Source organism: Variovorax sp. GW821-FHT10D07, from assembly GCF_059415325.1.
Genome location: NZ_JBWKMZ010000003.1, coordinates 275,311 through 291,217 on the forward strand (window position 1 = coordinate 275,311; position 15,907 = coordinate 291,217).

The 15,907-nt window shown below is 64.8% G+C and carries 13 protein-coding genes and 1 tRNA gene; 6 read left to right on the top strand and 8 right to left on the bottom strand.

Features of this window, described 5'->3' with window-relative positions; translation table 11 throughout:
- Position 1: 1 nt before the first annotated feature.
- The 4 genes from AC07PU_RS11665 to AC07PU_RS11680 all read right to left on the bottom strand — a co-directional run bounded on the left by AC07PU_RS11665 (position 2) and on the right by AC07PU_RS11680 (position 5,271).
- Positions 2-2,353 (bottom strand): hypothetical protein, encoded by a 2,352-nt coding sequence (locus tag AC07PU_RS11665; RefSeq protein ID WP_495317620.1) that lies wholly within the window; start codon positions 2,351-2,353, stop codon positions 2-4.
- A 165-nt stretch (positions 2,354-2,518) separates the two neighbouring features.
- The gene (locus AC07PU_RS11670) at positions 2,519-3,802 is read right to left on the bottom strand and encodes a PucR family transcriptional regulator (protein WP_093344594.1); all 1,284 of its coding nucleotides are present in this window, start codon (positions 3,800-3,802) and stop codon (positions 2,519-2,521) included.
- A 144-nt stretch (positions 3,803-3,946) separates the two neighbouring features.
- A tRNA-Gly gene (locus tag AC07PU_RS11675) sits at positions 3,947-4,020 on the bottom strand.
- A gap of 741 nt (positions 4,021-4,761) precedes the next feature.
- Positions 4,762-5,271 carry a hypothetical protein gene (locus AC07PU_RS11680; RefSeq protein ID WP_495317623.1) on the bottom strand — a complete coding sequence of 170 codons (510 nt, stop codon included), beginning with the start codon at positions 5,269-5,271 and terminating at the stop codon, positions 4,762-4,764.
- 5 nt (positions 5,272-5,276) lie between these two features.
- Between AC07PU_RS11680 and AC07PU_RS11685 the strand changes: the two genes are divergently transcribed.
- Together AC07PU_RS11685 and AC07PU_RS11690 are read left to right on the top strand one after the other, a co-directional pair.
- Positions 5,277-5,927 (top strand): hypothetical protein, encoded by a 651-nt coding sequence (locus AC07PU_RS11685; protein ID WP_495317625.1) that lies wholly within the window; start codon positions 5,277-5,279, stop codon positions 5,925-5,927.
- A 16-nt stretch (positions 5,928-5,943) separates the two neighbouring features.
- Positions 5,944-6,576 carry a hypothetical protein gene (locus AC07PU_RS11690; RefSeq protein WP_495317627.1) on the top strand — a complete coding sequence of 211 codons (633 nt, stop codon included), beginning with the start codon at positions 5,944-5,946 and terminating at the stop codon, positions 6,574-6,576.
- A 433-nt stretch (positions 6,577-7,009) separates the two neighbouring features.
- Here the strand turns inward: AC07PU_RS11690 and AC07PU_RS11695 are convergent, their stop codons facing one another.
- Together AC07PU_RS11695 and AC07PU_RS11700 are read right to left on the bottom strand one after the other, a co-directional pair.
- Positions 7,010-7,633 carry an FMN-binding negative transcriptional regulator gene (locus AC07PU_RS11695; protein ID WP_296793304.1) on the bottom strand — a complete coding sequence of 208 codons (624 nt, stop codon included), beginning with the start codon at positions 7,631-7,633 and terminating at the stop codon, positions 7,010-7,012.
- Between the two features lie 8 nt (positions 7,634-7,641).
- Entirely contained in the window at positions 7,642-8,400 is a 759-nt protein-coding gene (locus AC07PU_RS11700; RefSeq protein ID WP_495317630.1) for a hypothetical protein, read from the bottom strand.
- Between the two features lie 138 nt (positions 8,401-8,538).
- On the opposite strand from AC07PU_RS11700, the gene AC07PU_RS11705 reads away from it, so the two are divergent.
- A complete protein-coding gene (locus AC07PU_RS11705) occupies positions 8,539-8,916 on the top strand; it encodes a VanZ family protein (protein WP_495317633.1) in 378 nt (125 codons plus the stop codon).
- A 298-nt stretch (positions 8,917-9,214) separates the two neighbouring features.
- Positions 9,215-9,499, top strand: a complete 285-nt coding sequence (locus AC07PU_RS11710; RefSeq protein WP_208511940.1) for a hypothetical protein — start codon at positions 9,215-9,217, stop codon at positions 9,497-9,499.
- Between the two features lie 64 nt (positions 9,500-9,563).
- On the opposite strand, the gene oxlT is transcribed toward AC07PU_RS11710, so the two are convergent.
- Both oxlT and AC07PU_RS11720 read right to left on the bottom strand, forming a co-directional pair.
- Complete coding sequence (gene oxlT / locus AC07PU_RS11715; RefSeq protein WP_495317636.1) at positions 9,564-10,889, bottom strand: oxalate/formate MFS antiporter; 1,326 nt, start codon at positions 10,887-10,889, stop codon at positions 9,564-9,566.
- A gap of 211 nt (positions 10,890-11,100) precedes the next feature.
- Positions 11,101-11,925 (bottom strand): ferritin-like domain-containing protein, encoded by an 825-nt coding sequence (locus AC07PU_RS11720; protein WP_093344573.1) that lies wholly within the window; start codon positions 11,923-11,925, stop codon positions 11,101-11,103.
- Between the two features lie 298 nt (positions 11,926-12,223).
- On the opposite strand from AC07PU_RS11720, the gene alaS reads away from it, so the two are divergent.
- The gene (alaS, locus tag AC07PU_RS11725) at positions 12,224-14,848 is read left to right on the top strand and encodes an alanine--tRNA ligase (protein ID WP_495317638.1); all 2,625 of its coding nucleotides are present in this window, start codon (positions 12,224-12,226) and stop codon (positions 14,846-14,848) included.
- Positions 14,849-14,864: 16 nt separating this feature from the next.
- A complete protein-coding gene (locus AC07PU_RS11730) occupies positions 14,865-15,881 on the top strand; it encodes a 2-dehydropantoate 2-reductase (RefSeq protein ID WP_495317641.1) in 1,017 nt (338 codons plus the stop codon).
- The last annotated feature ends 26 nt before the right edge of the window (positions 15,882-15,907 follow it).

The following is a 15,907-nucleotide window of genomic DNA, read 5'->3' on the forward strand; positions in this document are numbered from 1 at the left end:
CTCAGAGCGCGTAGGCCGCCGAGCGGCAGGGCGCGCCGCCGCAGACGTCGACCACCTTGCCGGTGCTGCGCAGGAACTCCGACTTCTGCTGCCGCGCGGCCGGCGTGGCGCGCGGATCCTCGTGCGGATCGCTGCCGGCCGTGGGCGCGAGGTTGTCCTGCGGCGGGGGCGGCAGGCGGCCCGGGCCGCTGTCCCACACCACCATCGCGGAACCGTCGTAGCCGCCGGCCGCCAGGTCCATGCACGAGAGCTGGAAGTAGGGCACTGCGTCGGGATGGCGGCCGCTGGCCGTGGCCGGGCAATAGAGCTTGGCGCCGATGGTGCGCGCCTCGACCTCGGCCGACCACATCGTGACCTGGTGGTCGCCGAAGGCCACGTGCATCAGCACCTTGTGCGCCGGCGTGCCGGGCAGCGGCTTGTCGGTCATCGCCTGTGCATAGCCGTTGGCCTCGGCGCGGTCCCACAGCGTCTGCCACAGCGAGAAGATGAACTGCTGGTCGAGGCTGTCGGGATAGGCGGCATAGACCATGGTCGCGAACTCGGGGAAGTCCGCGCTGCGCTCGAGCAGCAGCGAGTAGTTCATGCCGGGCACGCCGAGCACGCCGCGGTGGATGTCCTGCGCCACGCTCATCAGCATGCCGCCGAGGATGCCGCCCTGGCTGTTGCCGTCGTAGAACAGCTCGCTGGTGTCGAGCACGCTGCGCGGCGTGGTGCCCATCTGGAAGGCGGCATTGCTGCCGAAGCCCTTGGCGCTTTGCATCGCGCGGCCCAGCATCAGCATGTTGAGCACGCCCTGCTGCGTGGTGTCGAAGGGCACGCGCGCGTTCGAGAGGTCGAAGAAGCCGAACACCGAGGGCACGATCTCGGTCTGCGAGAAGCCGTACCAGTTGGTCGCGCAGAACACGAAGTTGTGCTCGTTGCTCATGTCCTTCACGTTGCTGGCGTTGACCTCGGTCGGCTTGCCGAACAGGCCGTGGCCGTACAGCGAGATGCGCGCGGGGTTGATGCTGCCGTCGGGGTTGAGCGCCGCGCGCGGGATGTTGCAGATGAAGGGCACGGTGAGCGTCGAGTGGCCGTCCCACACCGGCGTGTCGTACACGCCCGGCGTGGCCGAGGCGTAGCGGAAGGTCTCCAGCGGCAGCGGCTTGTCGCCCAGCGTGTCGAAGGCGGCCTTGACGGCCGGCACCGACAGCGCGCCGCCGCCCAGGTAGGGCGCCACCGCGGCGATCACCGGCGTGATGTCGGCCGTGCCGGCCGTGGGGGCCGCCACGAAGCTCGGCACCGTGAGCGTGCCCTCGATGTGGCGCGCGATGCGTGCGTCCTGCGCGGGCGTCAGGTCCTGCACCGTCGTCACCTTGAAGCTGGGCGTGTTGTCGGTGAGTGCCGCGAAGCCGGCATCGCGGATCGCGAGCATGCGGCCCGTGATGCTGCGCTGCGAACCGACCGTGAAGTCCCAGGCCAGGTACAGAGGCTCACGAGTCACGCCCGCGCGCTGCAGCGTCGAGAGGATGCTCTCCATGTGCGCTCGGCGATCGTTCACGAAGCCCAGCGTGCTCTCGTGGCGGTCGCGGTAGATGCGGAACGCGGGCCCGGCCTCGATGGTCTTGCCGGCGGCATCCTTCATGTTGCGCATCGCCACGATGTAGCGATGGCCCCACTCGAGGTTCTTCGCCACGCGGATGTTGAGGCTCTGGCGGTCGGGCGCGCTGACGTTGTTCTTGTCGAGCTCGACCCAGATCAGCTTCTGCTCGAGCGTGTCGGCATCGATCAGCACCACGGGCGCGTCGGCCTTGAGCGAGGCCGACAGATCGCCGATGCCCGGCGCGCCGGTGCGCGCGAGGTCCACGCCCGGCACGCGCGTCACGATCATCGCGCCCGGCGAGAAGCCGTCGTTGCGGTTCCATTCGGTGGTGTCGATCGGCTTGTTGCGCACCACCTCGCTGCGCGGCATCGAGGCCGTCTGCAGGTTCAGCCGGCGGCCGGTGTCGGTGCTGGCATCGGCCACCGTGTAGTAGTCGTTGGGAAACGGCAGCATGCAGTGCGCGGGATCGAGGAAGTCGCAGCGCTGCGCCGTGGTGGCCGTGTCGGCGGGCAACTGGCTGTCGATGCTCGCGAGCATCGGCGGGTCGCTAGGCGGCGGGTTGCCGGTGCCGGGGCCCGACGGAGGCGGGAAGCCGGCGAAGCCGAAGCTGGAGCCTCCACCGCCGCCGCCGCAGCCGGACAGCGCCGCCATCGTGGCCAGCAACGCCGTGCCGGCGAGCAGGCGCCAGCGGCGTGGCCGGCGGGAGGTCGTGGTCCTGATGTGAAGCAGGTCGGGGCGCGCAGGGGCCTGCGCGCGATCGGGCATCGGCATGGGTCGTTGTCTCCTGTTGTGTCTTCTCGAAGGCCCGGACCGCCACATGGCGCGGCCATCCGCGGGCTCCCGCACTCTACGGACGCGCTGCCGCGCGCGCCATTGGCAAGGTGCCCTGCCGGGCTGTGCATCTGCACAAGGGCGCGTGCCCTCGGCGCGATGGCCTCAGTGCAGCGCCGAGGTCCCGCCGCGGCCCAGGCGGCGCTGGCGCAGCGCGAGGTACATGCGCGAGAGCCAGGCCATGTCGTCCAGCCGCGCGCCGAGCAGCGACTCGATGTGCGCGAGCCGGTGCAGCAGCGTGTTGCGATGGATGCCGAGCGCGGCCGCGGTCGCCTTGTGGTTCTGCCGGTGGTCGAAATAGCTCTCGAGCGTCTCGAGCAGCGGCGGCTCGGCCGCGAGAGCCGCGATCATCTCGTTGCACAGCGCCGAGACCTCGGTCGACTGGCGCATCAGCGTGTCGAGCGCGAATTCGGAGTAGCAGAAGCTGGCGTCGTTGCGGCGCAGGCGCTGCCCCATCTCGATCGCGGCCAGCGCCTGTTCGGCACTGCCGCGCCAGCCCGCGGCGCCCTGCGACGGCAGCCCCAGGCCCGCCGCCTCGATGCTCGGGCGCAGCCGCATCGCCTGCTCGATGCTCGCGAGCAGGCGGCGCTCGCGGGCGTCGGCTGCTTCGCCGGGAGGTGCCGGCAGCCAAGCCACCCAGTGGCCGCGATGCAGCGCCAGCGCGACCGGCCCCAGGTCCTCGCGCACCGCCGCCGCCACTGCCTCGAGCACCCGCTCGCCGGCCTCGGGCGTGGTCGGTTCGAGCGGCATCGGCCGCAGCGCCAGCGCCACGTGCGGCTGGTCGGCCTGGATGCCCAGCGCTTGCGCCGCGTCGTCGAAGGCGCCGACCCAGGTCGGATCGAACACCGCCGCGGCTAGCCGCGCCTGCATCTGTGCCTTCCAGCGCATCTCGCGCGTGTGCTCGGCCAGGTAGGCATCGCTCACCGTGCGGCTCAGCAGGTCGCTGTAGTACAGCAGGAAGGGCGAGACGCGGAACAGCACCTCGTCGCACAGCGCGGGATGGGGCCGCACGTGCGCGAGCAGCGCGTCCATATAGACGCGCGTGCCGGTGCGGTAAGCCTGCAGCAGCGCCGACAGCGAGAGTGCCTGCGCATGGCGGCGCTGGCTGAAGCGGCCGATCCACTGCAGGTCGTCGTCGTGCGGCTTGTCGCGGATCAGCAGCGCGTCGTACCAGAGCTCCGCGTTGCGCAGGCCCACGCGGTAGACGTCATGCGCGAGCGCCTGGCCCAGCGCGCCGTATTCGGGAATGCTGCCGCGCAGCGTGTCGAGCATGTGCGTCGAGAGGTTCGGGCTGTCGCGGCGCAGTTCGCGGACCAGTCCGCGCAGCCCGGGCGACAGCGGTTCCATCGCGGGCAGGCTCATGCGCTCGGGCGTGGGCGAGTTCTCCATGCGGGATTTGTCTCCATCTCTTCGTGCAGTGGCGTGCCGCTCGTGTGGCGGCTGGCCGACAGTGTCGGGCGGGGAGGAGAGGGGGCGCAAGAGTGCTTGCCAGAAGCACGACGGGCCGCGTTGCGCGGCCCGTGGTCAGGTGTGTGGAGCGGGTGAAGGGAATCGAACCCTCGTATGAAGCTTGGGAAGCTGCCGTTCTACCATTGAACTACACCCGCGTTTGCCAACTCGTTGATAGCAACGAGTTCTTTCGCCAAATTGCTTGATCTATCGAGAGAGTCTCTCTCGACGGCGACCGGATTCTCTACATCAACCTAGCCGTCCTGCCTTAGCTCATCAGCGTAGGTTCCGGTGTAGCTCTTACAGGGAGAACTACGCCGGACCTCTCCCCGTCGAGCGCATGCCTGCGCGCCAACGAGAGTCCGAAGTATAGATCCTGCATCTTTGTTGATGCTCGCGATGCCAAGCCCCCAAGCTTGGCGAGCGCAACATTGTCGACGGCTGCGATGGCCTGCGCTTCGTGGCGACCGCCTCGAAGCAGCCTTAGCCTATCGCTACAAGTCGCTGGGTACGAGGGGAGATGCCATCGGCCGGCTATAGATGCAACTGTAGGGTCACGTCCGCGCCTTGATGCGACTCTTCTGTTGTCGAGTTCCTCCATCTCTTATCGAATTCACCCGTCGAATCATGTATGCCGTATGAATATGGTGTAAATTTATGCATCTTTTGGTATCGATGCGAAGCCGGCGGCGATACTTGTTTTCCTTTTTTTTGAGGGTGTTATGAAAAAACTTGCTGGAGTCCTAATTTTTCTTTTGGGAATGTGTTCTGCCAATGCGGCCGTTGTTACATTGATCGGCAATCCCGCCTCATGGCGAATTGAAAACTATATCGGAGGGAATCAGGTTACCGTATGGTATTCCGGTTCTTCGTGTGCGACTGGTCAACTGACTCTTCCGTCAACTGCGTCGTTGCTCGATCACAGTAGGCTTTACGCCACCATAGTGGCGGCAAAAAATGCAAATACGCGAGTATTCATTCTCTACGACAATGGTGACTCTCGTTGTCCAATTATCAGCTTCGGTGTTCCAGAGCAATAATTTAATATTTCTGATAATGGCTGAAAAATTGATGGTGATGCTGGGGTGGAGCGTTTTTCTTTTTGCTTGCTGATAATTGTGGAGGGGTATGGGGAATTTTTTTATTCGAGCTATTGTCGCTGGTGTTTTTTTGACCCAATGCGTGTGGACATTTGCGCAGACGATGACCGAGAATCTTCTTGAAGAAGAAACAATGCGCTCCATCGTGTTGGCGCGAAGAATTGTGGTCAGTAATCCAAATCCCTCGAATCCACCAAGCACACCAGCTCCACCCGGATCTTCTGGCGGGAAGCAGCCACTCGTTGTGCTTACGCCCCCCGGAGGCCCACCACCGAGAACGCTGCCGAACTCGACGTTCTTGACTTGCAATGCCTATGGATGCCGACAATAAAATGTTGAAAAGGATTGTGCTGATTGCGGGCGTGTCTTTATTGCAGCTATTTTCTGGAAATGCGTTTGCGCTTGGAATGTTTAGTCGCGCGTGTCCTATCGCTGACATTCCTTCGCCATTGAAATTGCCAGCCCTGATGTTGTTTGAAGCGATTGGGGATGCTGAGATGGGATCGCTGATAAAAATCAATAATTTTAACAATAACGAGCAGTACAACTGGTGGGTTTTAGAGTCTCTCACCGTAGACTGGGCGAGTCTTCGTTATTATTTATTTGCAGAGAATAAAATATACAGATATAACGACTACAAGAACGCATATTTTCTTGAGGGCGGCTACAAAAGCCCGGGTTGGGTGGCAATGTCCCTTAACGACGATACGCTATCTGACTCTAGGTTTCAGATTTTTTTCAAAAATCGAGGATTCATGTATAGCGGGCGGGCCGGACATAAAAATATCGTTCAGCGTTGGGAGCGTACACCTTTGGCCCCTGGTTCATCACCTCTTTATAAAGATTTTTGGAAGGTAATGGGGCAGCACTATTACTATGACCCTGTTTCTAAAGTGATTGCCTATTTAGGCTCAAGCATGGCCGAAGATTGCAATTTGCGGGAGTGGGGGCTTGAGGCGAGATAAGCGGATTTTTCTACTGGTGATCTTGCTGGGATGGATTTCAGCATTTGCTTCAGAGGTGGATGAAACGCTGAAGTACTCAATTTCACGAACGCCAGAAGCGGTTGCGGCACTTGACTTGCCTCTTTCGACGGAAGCTGAGCGCAAGCTGTATTGGGAGGGAACAGAAGTCAATTCGAATGGATTTTTGTCGGTTGAGGTGCCCGTCCAATATTTGAATACGATTTCTCTTTTTGCCTCAAAGCGAAAATTAGAAAGTGGATTAACATTTGAGGCCAAGAGTCGATTGTTTGCCGGTTTGAATTTTTATAATTTGTATCGTGGCGAAGTAGTTGAATCGGTAGATAGAGCAAATTTTTTCTTTTCATTCAATGCCGGTCTTGGAATGCTTACGGTTTGGGATTTGAAGTCCGCTGGGGTGCGCTTGGTTCGATTTCAAGAGTTTCTAAATGCTGACGTAAATGGGTTTAAAGGTGTTTTATCTATTGCGAAGAGTGTTGATGCCCCATCGAGAGCATTGTGGAAATTGAATTGGGTGCAAAAAGATATGCAGTTTGAGCTTTATCTGGAAGACGGTTTGGATAGTGGCGGGCGGCCATTTTTATTGCCGAATGACATTCTTGGGTTGGCTGAAAAGGTTACGAAAAAATGACCAGATGATGCGCCTAGATGCATTCGAAGTCGACGAAAAATGGAATGGCTAAAGTTGCTGGCTCTCTATGCGAGTCTTTATCCACTGGTGTCGTGTTCGAGCAAGATTGACTTCGATCAGAAGATCGGGCGAAGTGATCTTTGATGGCGATCTGTGCTGCCGCTCGAACAATAAGATTTCGATCGCTGACTGACGCGTACTCTGGATTGGGCGTGGCTGTGCTTGAACGCGACTGGAGATCGTGGTCGACGAATCGTCGATGCTTTCGTTCTGACAGCTTTGCAATCGAAGCGTTGTTTGGAGAGTTAGGGATATCAAGGAAATCTAGTTGGATGTTTCGGGAGAGTTGCGTCAATAACTGCTGCAGCAACTAGTCAATCCCGTACAGAGAGTGACGCCGATGAAAAGTCGCGGGCGTGGACGTTTCAAGAGATCATGGCCTGATGAGCCCACCCACCGCCCGCGCCCCCCACGACACCTCCCCTTCGAGGTTCCGCACCAGGCTCTCCCGATCCGCCTCGGTCCGCTGCTGGGAAAGAAAGCGCTTGCCGGTCAGGGCCTGGATCTCGATCTCGAAACCCACGAGCCGCCGTGCCGTCTCGCTGAGGAATTCGTGCGATGCATCCTCCACCGACCAGGGTTGCGGCCGGCCCGCCTCCTGCGCCGCGGTCAGCGCGGCAAGGTGGGCGCGCATCCAGTCGGCGTCGTCGATGAAGCGCAGCCGCCCTTGCGCCTGCACCACCACGTAGTTCCAGCTCGGCGCATTGCGGCCGCTGCGCTGTCCGTTGACGTACCAGCGCGGGGAAATGTAGGCGTTGGGGCTTTGGAAGACGGCGGTGACTTCGGTCTCTTTCGGATCCTCCGCCCACAGCGAATGGCTTCGCGCCACGTGGCCCGACAGCAGGCCATGCGCGCCGCGGTCCGCGAGGTGCAGGGGCAGCAGGTTCGCGTCCATCTTGCCCGACCGGGCGACGATGACGGTGGCGAGCGGGTAGTCGCGCATGAGCCGGTGCAGCTCCTCGCGCCCGGTCATGGCGAACAGCGGTTGGACGTGCATGCGCCGCGCTACTTCGCGCCGCTGACCAGCGTCTGCACCGTCGCGCGCGAGATCGCGGCGATGTGCGCGTCAATCGCCGTCACCACCGGCTGGAACTCGGCCTTGCTCAACTGGTTGAAGTCCTTCGGTTCCGCGAAGTCCTTGAGCTGCCGCACGCGGCCCGCCTGCAGCGTCTTCAAGGGCTCGTAGGCCGAGAGCTCGATCGGCGGGGCGAGGGCGAAGACCTTGGCCTCCATCGCGGGCACGGCGGAATAGCGCGTCGAGCCGAACATGCTGCGGGTGAAGAGTCCCGAATTGGCCATGTAGCTCTCGGCGCAGGGACCGCCGCTGCACTCCATGCGCGTCAGGGTGCGCTTGCCCTCGATGACGACGACCGCCGCGATCTGCTCTTCCTTGAGCTTCTGCGTCGCCCAGGCCTGGGCCGGATTGGCGCGCCAGCCGTCGTTCTGCGAGACCGCGAGCGCGTTGACGGTGGTGGTGGCGTAGCTCGTGAGCCGCACGACCTGGAAGCCCGCCTTCTCGAGATCGGCCGTGAAGACGTCGTAGGTGCGCGACGTGGGGTTCCACGGAAACTGGTAGCCGGTCGAGAAGTTGTTGAAGACGGTGGTGCCCACGTGCATGTGCTGCGCGGGCGCCGGCATGTTGACGAGCAGGCCCACCTTCGCGCCCTTGGGCAGCTTGCCGGCATTGGGTGGAACGGGGGGCGCCGTGGTGCAGCCCGCGAGCGCGGCGGCGAGAACGGCAAGGGCCAGAAGGCGCTTCGGCATCGGTTGTCTCCTCGTATTTTTCTTGGGGGCGAATGCGCGCGGGTGCGGGCACGCGCCATTCTGCAAGTGCGTCGTGCGCGGCGGCAAGCCGCATCGGGCTCGGGCGGCACAATCGGAAGCTTTGCTACAGGAGATGGCGTGAGCCGACCGGAGATCTTTTCGCATGCGGCCCTCGCCGGCCCGCGCAAGTGGCGCTGGCTGCTGGCCATCACGATGGTCGCGGTGCTCGTGCTGAGCCTGCTGCCCCAGAACGTGCCGATGCCGAGCACCGGCTGGGACAAGTCCAACCACCTGCTGGCCTTCGCGACGCTCGGCGGGCTCGGGTGCTGGTCGTGGCCCGGGCGGCTGCGCCTCGTGCTGCCCGCGCTGCTGGCCTATGGCGGATTGATCGAGGTGCTGCAGTCCTTCACGCCCGATCGCTCGGCGGAATTCGAGGACCTGCTGGCGGACGCGATCGGGCTGCTGATCGGCGCGGCCGTCGCCGCCTTCCTGGCGAGCCGGGCGCGGCGCGCCTGAGGCGCGCGGAACGCGGATCGAAGGCCCCAAAAAAACACCCGCCGAAGCGGGTGAGGTGAGCATGTAGCTCAGGGGGAGGGAGGATTCGAGCGAAGTTTCCGATGAAAACAAAAGTTCAACGTCGGTACTTTCCCTGCCTTCGTGCCGCGTGGGCGACAGCGGCGATCCGGCCCGGATCCGGCCGCGATTCCGTGAACGATTTCCTCGTGTCTACGCCCGCGTGGCGCATGAGACTACAGACCGCCGCCGCCCATCGGCGAAGGATGGCTCCATCGCATCACATCCGAAAGGAGCATCCATGATGTTCGACTTCCTTCGTTCGAGCCCGACCGCCTACCTGAAGCGCGCAGCCACGCTGCTCGAGGAAGCGCAGATGGCGCGCATCGAGCATCAGGCCGCGGCCGAGCACCACAGCGCGCTGGCGCGCATGTACGCCGAGCGGGTGCGCCGCCTCGAGAGCGAGCTCTACCGGCCGCAGCAGCCCGTCGGCGCCGACGCGCCCAAGGTGTCCGACGAGCGTCCGCAGCCGCAGCTCTACTCGCTCGATGCCAGCCGGCGTGCCGGCGCGACCTCGGCGAGCTGACACTGCGCGTCGACGACAAAACGGCCGCTGATGCGGCCGTTTTTCTTGGGGGGCGGGAACGTCTTCAGTTGCGCGCCGCCGCCGCGTTCGCGGCCTCGATGGTGCGCCGGCGCAGCGGCGCCAGCACCAGCTTGGCCGCGATGCCCGAGCCGATCGACACCACCGCGACGAGCAGGAACACGCGGTCCCAGTTGCCGCCCGCGGCCAGCACGGTGCCCAGCGGCACGAACAGCGAGGCGGTGCCCTTGGCGGTGTACATGGTGCCGGCGTTGCCGGCGGCGTTCTTGATGCCGAAGGTGTCGGCCACCAGCGCCGGGAAGATCGAGTAGATCTCGCCCCAGAACAGGAACACCAGCGCCGCGAAGGTCATGAAGGCCACCGGCTCGTGGCCGTACTGGCGCAGGCCCAGCAGGGCCAGGCCCTCGCCGATGAAGACGATCAGCATGGTGTTCTCGCGGCCGATCTTGTCCGACACGAAGCCGCACAGCGGCCGCGTGAAGCCGTTGGCCAGGTTGTCGATGGCCAGCGTCATGGTCAGCAGCGGCATCGACAGGCCGAGGAAGTGCATCGGCAGCTTGTCGATGTGGTAGTCCTTGGCGATCGGGCCGATCTCGGCCGTGGCCATCAGGCCGCCCGCGGCCACCAGCACGAACAGCAGGTAGGTGAGCCAGAAGACGGGCGTCTTCACCATGCCGGCCGGCGTGTAGTCGACCTTGGTCATCACCAGCCGGGTCTGCGCCACCACGCCCTTGGGCACGAAGGGCTTCACCATGAACATCGCCATCACGAAGATGCAGGCGCCCTGCAGGATGCCGAAGTACAGGAAGGTGTGCTCGTAGCCCGAGGTCTGGATCATGTTGGCGATCGGGATCACGGTGAGCGCCGCGCCGGCGCCGAAGCCGGCGGCCGTGAGGCCCGCGGCCAGGCCGCGACGGTCGGGGAACCACTTGAGCGCGTTGCCCACGCAGGTGCCGTAGACGCAGCCGGCGCCGATGCCCGAGACCACGGCCGCGACGTAGAGCGCGCTCAGGCTGTCGGCGTAGGCGTTGATGATCCAGCCGCAGGCCGCGAGGATCGCGCCGCCGGCGATCACCGGCCGCGGGCCGAAGCGGTCGACCAGCCAGCCTTCGATCGGCACCAGCCAGGTCTCGACCACGACGAAGACCGAGAACGCGATCTGGATCGCGGCCAGCCCCCAGTGGTGCTTGGCCTCCATCGGCGCGACGAACAGGGTCCAGCCGTACTGGACGTTGGCGATCATCGCCATGCAGACGATGCCCAGCGAGAGCTGGATCCAGCGCGTCGCGGGATTGCGGGTGTTGGGGGTGGATGCCGAGGCGGAGCGCGGCGCGCTGCTGCTCTCGACGGCGATGGGCGAGGGAGTGGTCATGACGAACCTGTCCTTTGTCTCTGGGCGAGTCTGTAGTTATGGAAGGTGCTCGGAGCCTTCGCGTGGAGGGCTTCCGAAACGGTTTCCACTGTCGGAGCGTTCGCCTCAAAAACTCTTGACGTGCGTCAATTTCATGCCGATGGCGGCATGCTCGTTCTCCCTTATTCGCTGTCGTGAATGGATCGCCGCGCGCGCATGCATGCGCTTCGCCTCAGCGCAGGAACACGTGCTGCATGAACTGCTGGATCGGGTACTGCACCACCGTCTGCACGCGCGCGGGCAGCTCGAGCGGACGCATCAGCATCTTGAGCGTGGCGCCCGGGCTCAGGTGGGTGCGGATGGTGCGGTTCATGGTGGCGCCGAGGCCGCGCACGTAGGCGGCATCGTCGGCGCGCTCGGGCGAGCGCGCGCGCACCACGTGGCGGATCGCGCAGTCGGCGTCCTCGCTCTTGAGCTCCAGCGTGCGCCGGCCGATGGTGCCGAGCACGCGGAAGCGGCCCAGCCGCTCCTGCTCGCGGTAGCGGCGGAAGAAGCGGTAGAAGTGCTTGTAGTGGTTGACCTCGTCGGTCGCGATGCGCGTCGCGAGGTCGTGCAGCACGGGCTCGTCGGTGCTGCGCGCCATGGCCTTGTAGTAGGTGGCGGTGCCGGTCTCGACCACGCAGCGCGCGCTCATCTCGAGGCCGCGCGTGGGCGCCAGCAGCTCGACCTTGCAGTAGGTGGCGTACTCCTCGAGGAAGCCGCGGTAGGCCTGCTCCCAGGGAAACTCGGGCCAGACGTACTCGACGTAGGCGCGCAGTGCCTTGCCGTGCTGCAGCTCCTCCTGTTCCCACTGGGTGCTGAGCCAGGCGGTGACTTCCTCATCGCCACGAAAGAAATCGACCAGGTTGTGGGTGTAGAGGTCCGACCCGCTTTCGATGAAGGAGGCGGCGGCCACCAGGTAGAAGAGGTTCTCGTCGGAGCGCACTCTGTCGAGCGCGATGCGCGAGAAGTCGAGGTCTTCGATCGTCCAGTGCGCTTCCACCTCGTGGCTTGCCATGCGTGTTCCTTGATTCATGTCCAGATGAATAGGAGGAGCCCGGCCGGTTTTGGTTCTCGTCGGTCGCCGGATTCGCGTCAGGGCGCATATTAGCCCCGTGTCCGGGAGCGTGCAGGGCGGGCCGTCCGGGGGCGTGGGGGCCGGCCGCGGGGGATTGCATCCGGGCGGGCCGCCCGGCGGGCGCCAAACCTATAATCGATTGTTCAAGCAAATCAAGCAGTTAGGCCGGTTCGCCGCAGTGGGTTCGACATGAGGGTCGCCATCGCCGCGCCGCCCTCGACAGAAGACGAATCCAAAGATGAGCCAGCCCACATTCACTGTCGCGGACATCCGCAAGACCTTTCTCGATTTCTTCGCCTCCAAGGGCCACACGGTGGTGGCCTCGAGCCCGCTGGTGCCGGGCAACGACCCGACGCTGATGTTCACCAACTCGGGCATGGTGCAGTTCAAGGACGTGTTCCTCGGCGAAGACAAGCGCCCCTACGTGCGCGCCGCCTCGGTCCAGGCCTGCCTGCGCGCCGGCGGCAAGCACAACGACCTCGAGAACGTGGGCTACACCGCGCGCCACCACACCTTCTTCGAGATGCTGGGCAACTGGAGCTTCGGCGACTACTTCAAGCGCGAATCGCTGCACTGGGGCTGGGAGCTGCTCACGCAGGTCTTCAAGCTGCCGCCCGAGCGCCTGCTGGCCACCGTCTACCACGAGGACGACGAGGCCTTCGACATCTGGACCAAGGAAATCGGCCTGCCGCCCGAGCGCGTGATCCGCATCGGCGACAACAAGGGCGGCAAGTACAAGTCCGACAACTTCTGGATGATGGCCGACACCGGCCCCTGCGGCCCGTGCTCCGAGATCTTCTACGACCATGGCCCGCACATCCCCGGCGGCCCCCCGGGCAGCCCCGAGGAAGACGGCGACCGCTTCATCGAGATCTGGAACCACGTGTTCATGCAGTTCGACATGCAGCCCGACGGCAGCGTCGTCAAGCTGCCCGCGCCCTGCGTCGACACCGGCATGGGCCTCGAACGCCTGGCGGCGATCCTGCAGCACGTGCACAGCAACTACGAGATCGACATCTTCGACGCGCTGATCAAGGCCGCCGCGCGCGAGACCGGCGAGAAGGACCTCGCGAACAACTCGCTCAAGGTGATCGCCGACCACATCCGCGCCACCGCCTTCCTGGTGGCCGACGGCGTGATCCCGTCGAACGAGGGCCGCGGCTACGTGCAGCGGCGCATCATCCGCCGCGCGATCCGCCATGGCTACAAGCTGGGGCAGAAGAAGCCCTTCTTCCACAAGCTGGTGCCCGACCTCGTGAAGTTGATGGGCGAGGCGTACCCCAAGCTGGTGGTTGACGAAGCCAAGATCGCAGAGACATTGAAGGCCGAGGAGGAGGGATTCTTCCGAACCATTGCCAACGGCATGGCGATCTTGGAGGGCGAACTGCACCAAGGTGTGACGACGCTTTCAGGCGAGTTGGCTTTCACCTTGCATGACACCTTCGGCTTCCCGTTGGATTTGACTCAGGACGTTTGTCGCGAGCGCAACGTGTCCGTGGATGAAGCGGGCTTCTGGGAAGAGATGGAGAAGCAGAGGAAGAAGTCGCGTGAAGGCGGGGACTGGGTACAAGAGCGCAAGGTTGAGTACACCGGTGCTGGCAATGTCTTTACTGGCTACGAACATCTGGAAGAAAGCGCGAAGGTCCTCGCCTTGTACTTCGAAGGCTCCTCCGTCCAGGAACTCAAGGAAGGCCAACCCGGCATCGTGGTGCTCGACACCACTCCGTTCTACGCCGAGAGCGGCGGTCAGATTGGTGACCAGGGCTTCATCTCGGCCGAAGGCGTGCAATTTGGTGTCAAAGACACGCTCAAGATCAAGGCCGACGTCTACGGCCACCACGGCACGCAGACCCAGGGCACGCTCAAGGTCGGCGACAGCGTCAAGGCCGCGGTCGACGGCGCGCGCCGTGCCGCCACCATGCGCAACCACTCGGTCACCCACCTGATGCACAAGGCGTTGCGCGAGGTGCTCGGCGGCCACGTGCAGCAGAAGGGCTCGCTGGTCGATGCCGACAAGACGCGCTTCGACTTCGCGCACAACGCGCCGGTCACGCGCGAGCAGATCCTCGAGATCGAGCAGCGCGTGAATGCCGAGATCCTCGCCAACGCCGCCACGCAGGCGCGCGTGATGGACATGGAATCGGCCCAGAAGACCGGCGCGACGATGCTGTTCGGCGAGAAGTACGGCGAGACCGTGCGCGTGCTCGACATCGGCTCGAGCCGCGAACTCTGCGGCGGTACGCACGTGACGCGCACCGGCGACATCGGCCTGTTCAAGATCGTGAGCGAAGGCGGCGTGGCCGCCGGCGTGCGCCGCGTGGAAGCCATCACCGGCGCCAATGCGCTGGCCTACCTGCAGGACCTCGAATCCACCGTGCACAGCGCGGCCGCCACGCTCAAGGCGCCGGCCGCCGAGCTGCAGGGCCGCCTCGGCCAGGTGCTCGAGCAGATCCGCGCGCTCGAGCGCGAGGTCGGTTCGCTCAAGGGCAAGCTCGCTTCCTCCAAGGGCGACGAGCTGCTGGCGCAGGCCATCGAGGTCAAGGGCGTGAAGGTGCTGGCCGCCAAGCTCGACGGCGCCGACGCCAAGACGCTGCGCGACACCATGGACAAGCTCAAGGACAAGCTCAAGAGCGCCGCCATCGTGCTGGCCGCGGTCGACGGTGCCAAGGTGCAGCTCGCGGCCGGCGTCACGGCCGACGCGATGGGCAAGGTCAAGGCCGGCGAGCTGGTCAACTTCGTGGCCCAGCAGGTGGGCGGCAAGGGCGGCGGCAAGCCCGACCTGGCGATGGCCGGCGGCACCGATGCCGCGGCGCTGCCCGCGGCGCTGCAGTCGGTGCAGGCCTGGGTGAGCGAACGCCTCTGACCCCGGCGCTCTCGCGATGAACGACACGGTGCCCGGCGAAGTCCTCGTGATGGGTGCGGGCACCATCGGCTGCTTCGTCGGCGGCAGCCTCGCGGCGGCCGGCGTGCCGGTCACCTTCGTCGGTCGTCCGCGCGTCCTGCAGGCGCTGGCCGCGCAGGGCCTGGCCCTGACCGATCTCGAAGGCCGCAGCCACCGATTGCCGGCTGCCGGCCTGCACCTGATCGACCGCGTCCCCAGCGGCATCAAGCCCGCGCTGGTGCTGCTCAGCGTGAAGAGCGGCGCCACCGCCGAGGCGGCGGCCGAGCTGGCCTTCGCGCTGCCCGCGGGCACGCTGGTGGTCTCGCTGCAGAACGGCGTGTCGAATGCGGCGGTCGCGTCCGAGGCCGGTCCCACGCTCAACGTGGTGCCGGCGATGGTGCCCTACAACGTCGCCGAGCTCGGCCCCGGTGCCTTCCACCGCGGCACGCCGGGCCGGCTCGCGGCGCGCGACGACGCGGCGCTGCGGCCCTGGCTGCCGGTGTTCGAGCGTGCCGGTGTGCCGCTCGACCTGCATGCCGACCTGCGGCCGATCCAGTGGGGCAAGCTGCTGATCAACCTCAACAACCCGGTCAATGCGCTGTCGGGCCTGCCGCTGCGCGAGCAGCTGATGCAGCGCGGCTACCGGCGCTGCTTCGCGGCGCTGATGGACGAGGGCCTGCGCGTGCTGCGCCAGGCCGGCATCGCGCCGGCCCAGGTCACGGCCGTGCCGCCGCGCCGGCTGCCGGGCCTGCTGCGGCTGCCCGACTGGCTGTTCCGCATCGTCGCCGCGCGCATGCTGCGCATCGACGCCAAGGCGCGCTCCAGCATGGCCGACGACCTCGCGCTCGGACGGCGCACCGAGATCGATGCGCTCAGCGGCGAGATCGTGCGGCTGGCCGAGGCCTGCGGGCTCGAGGCGCCGCGCAACGCGCGCATGGTCGAGCTGCTCGAGGCCTGGCCCGAGGCGCGCCAGCGCTTCTCGGCACGGCAGTTGCAAGACGCTTTGAAGCTGTAAGTCGGCCGCTGTACCCTCGCGGCATG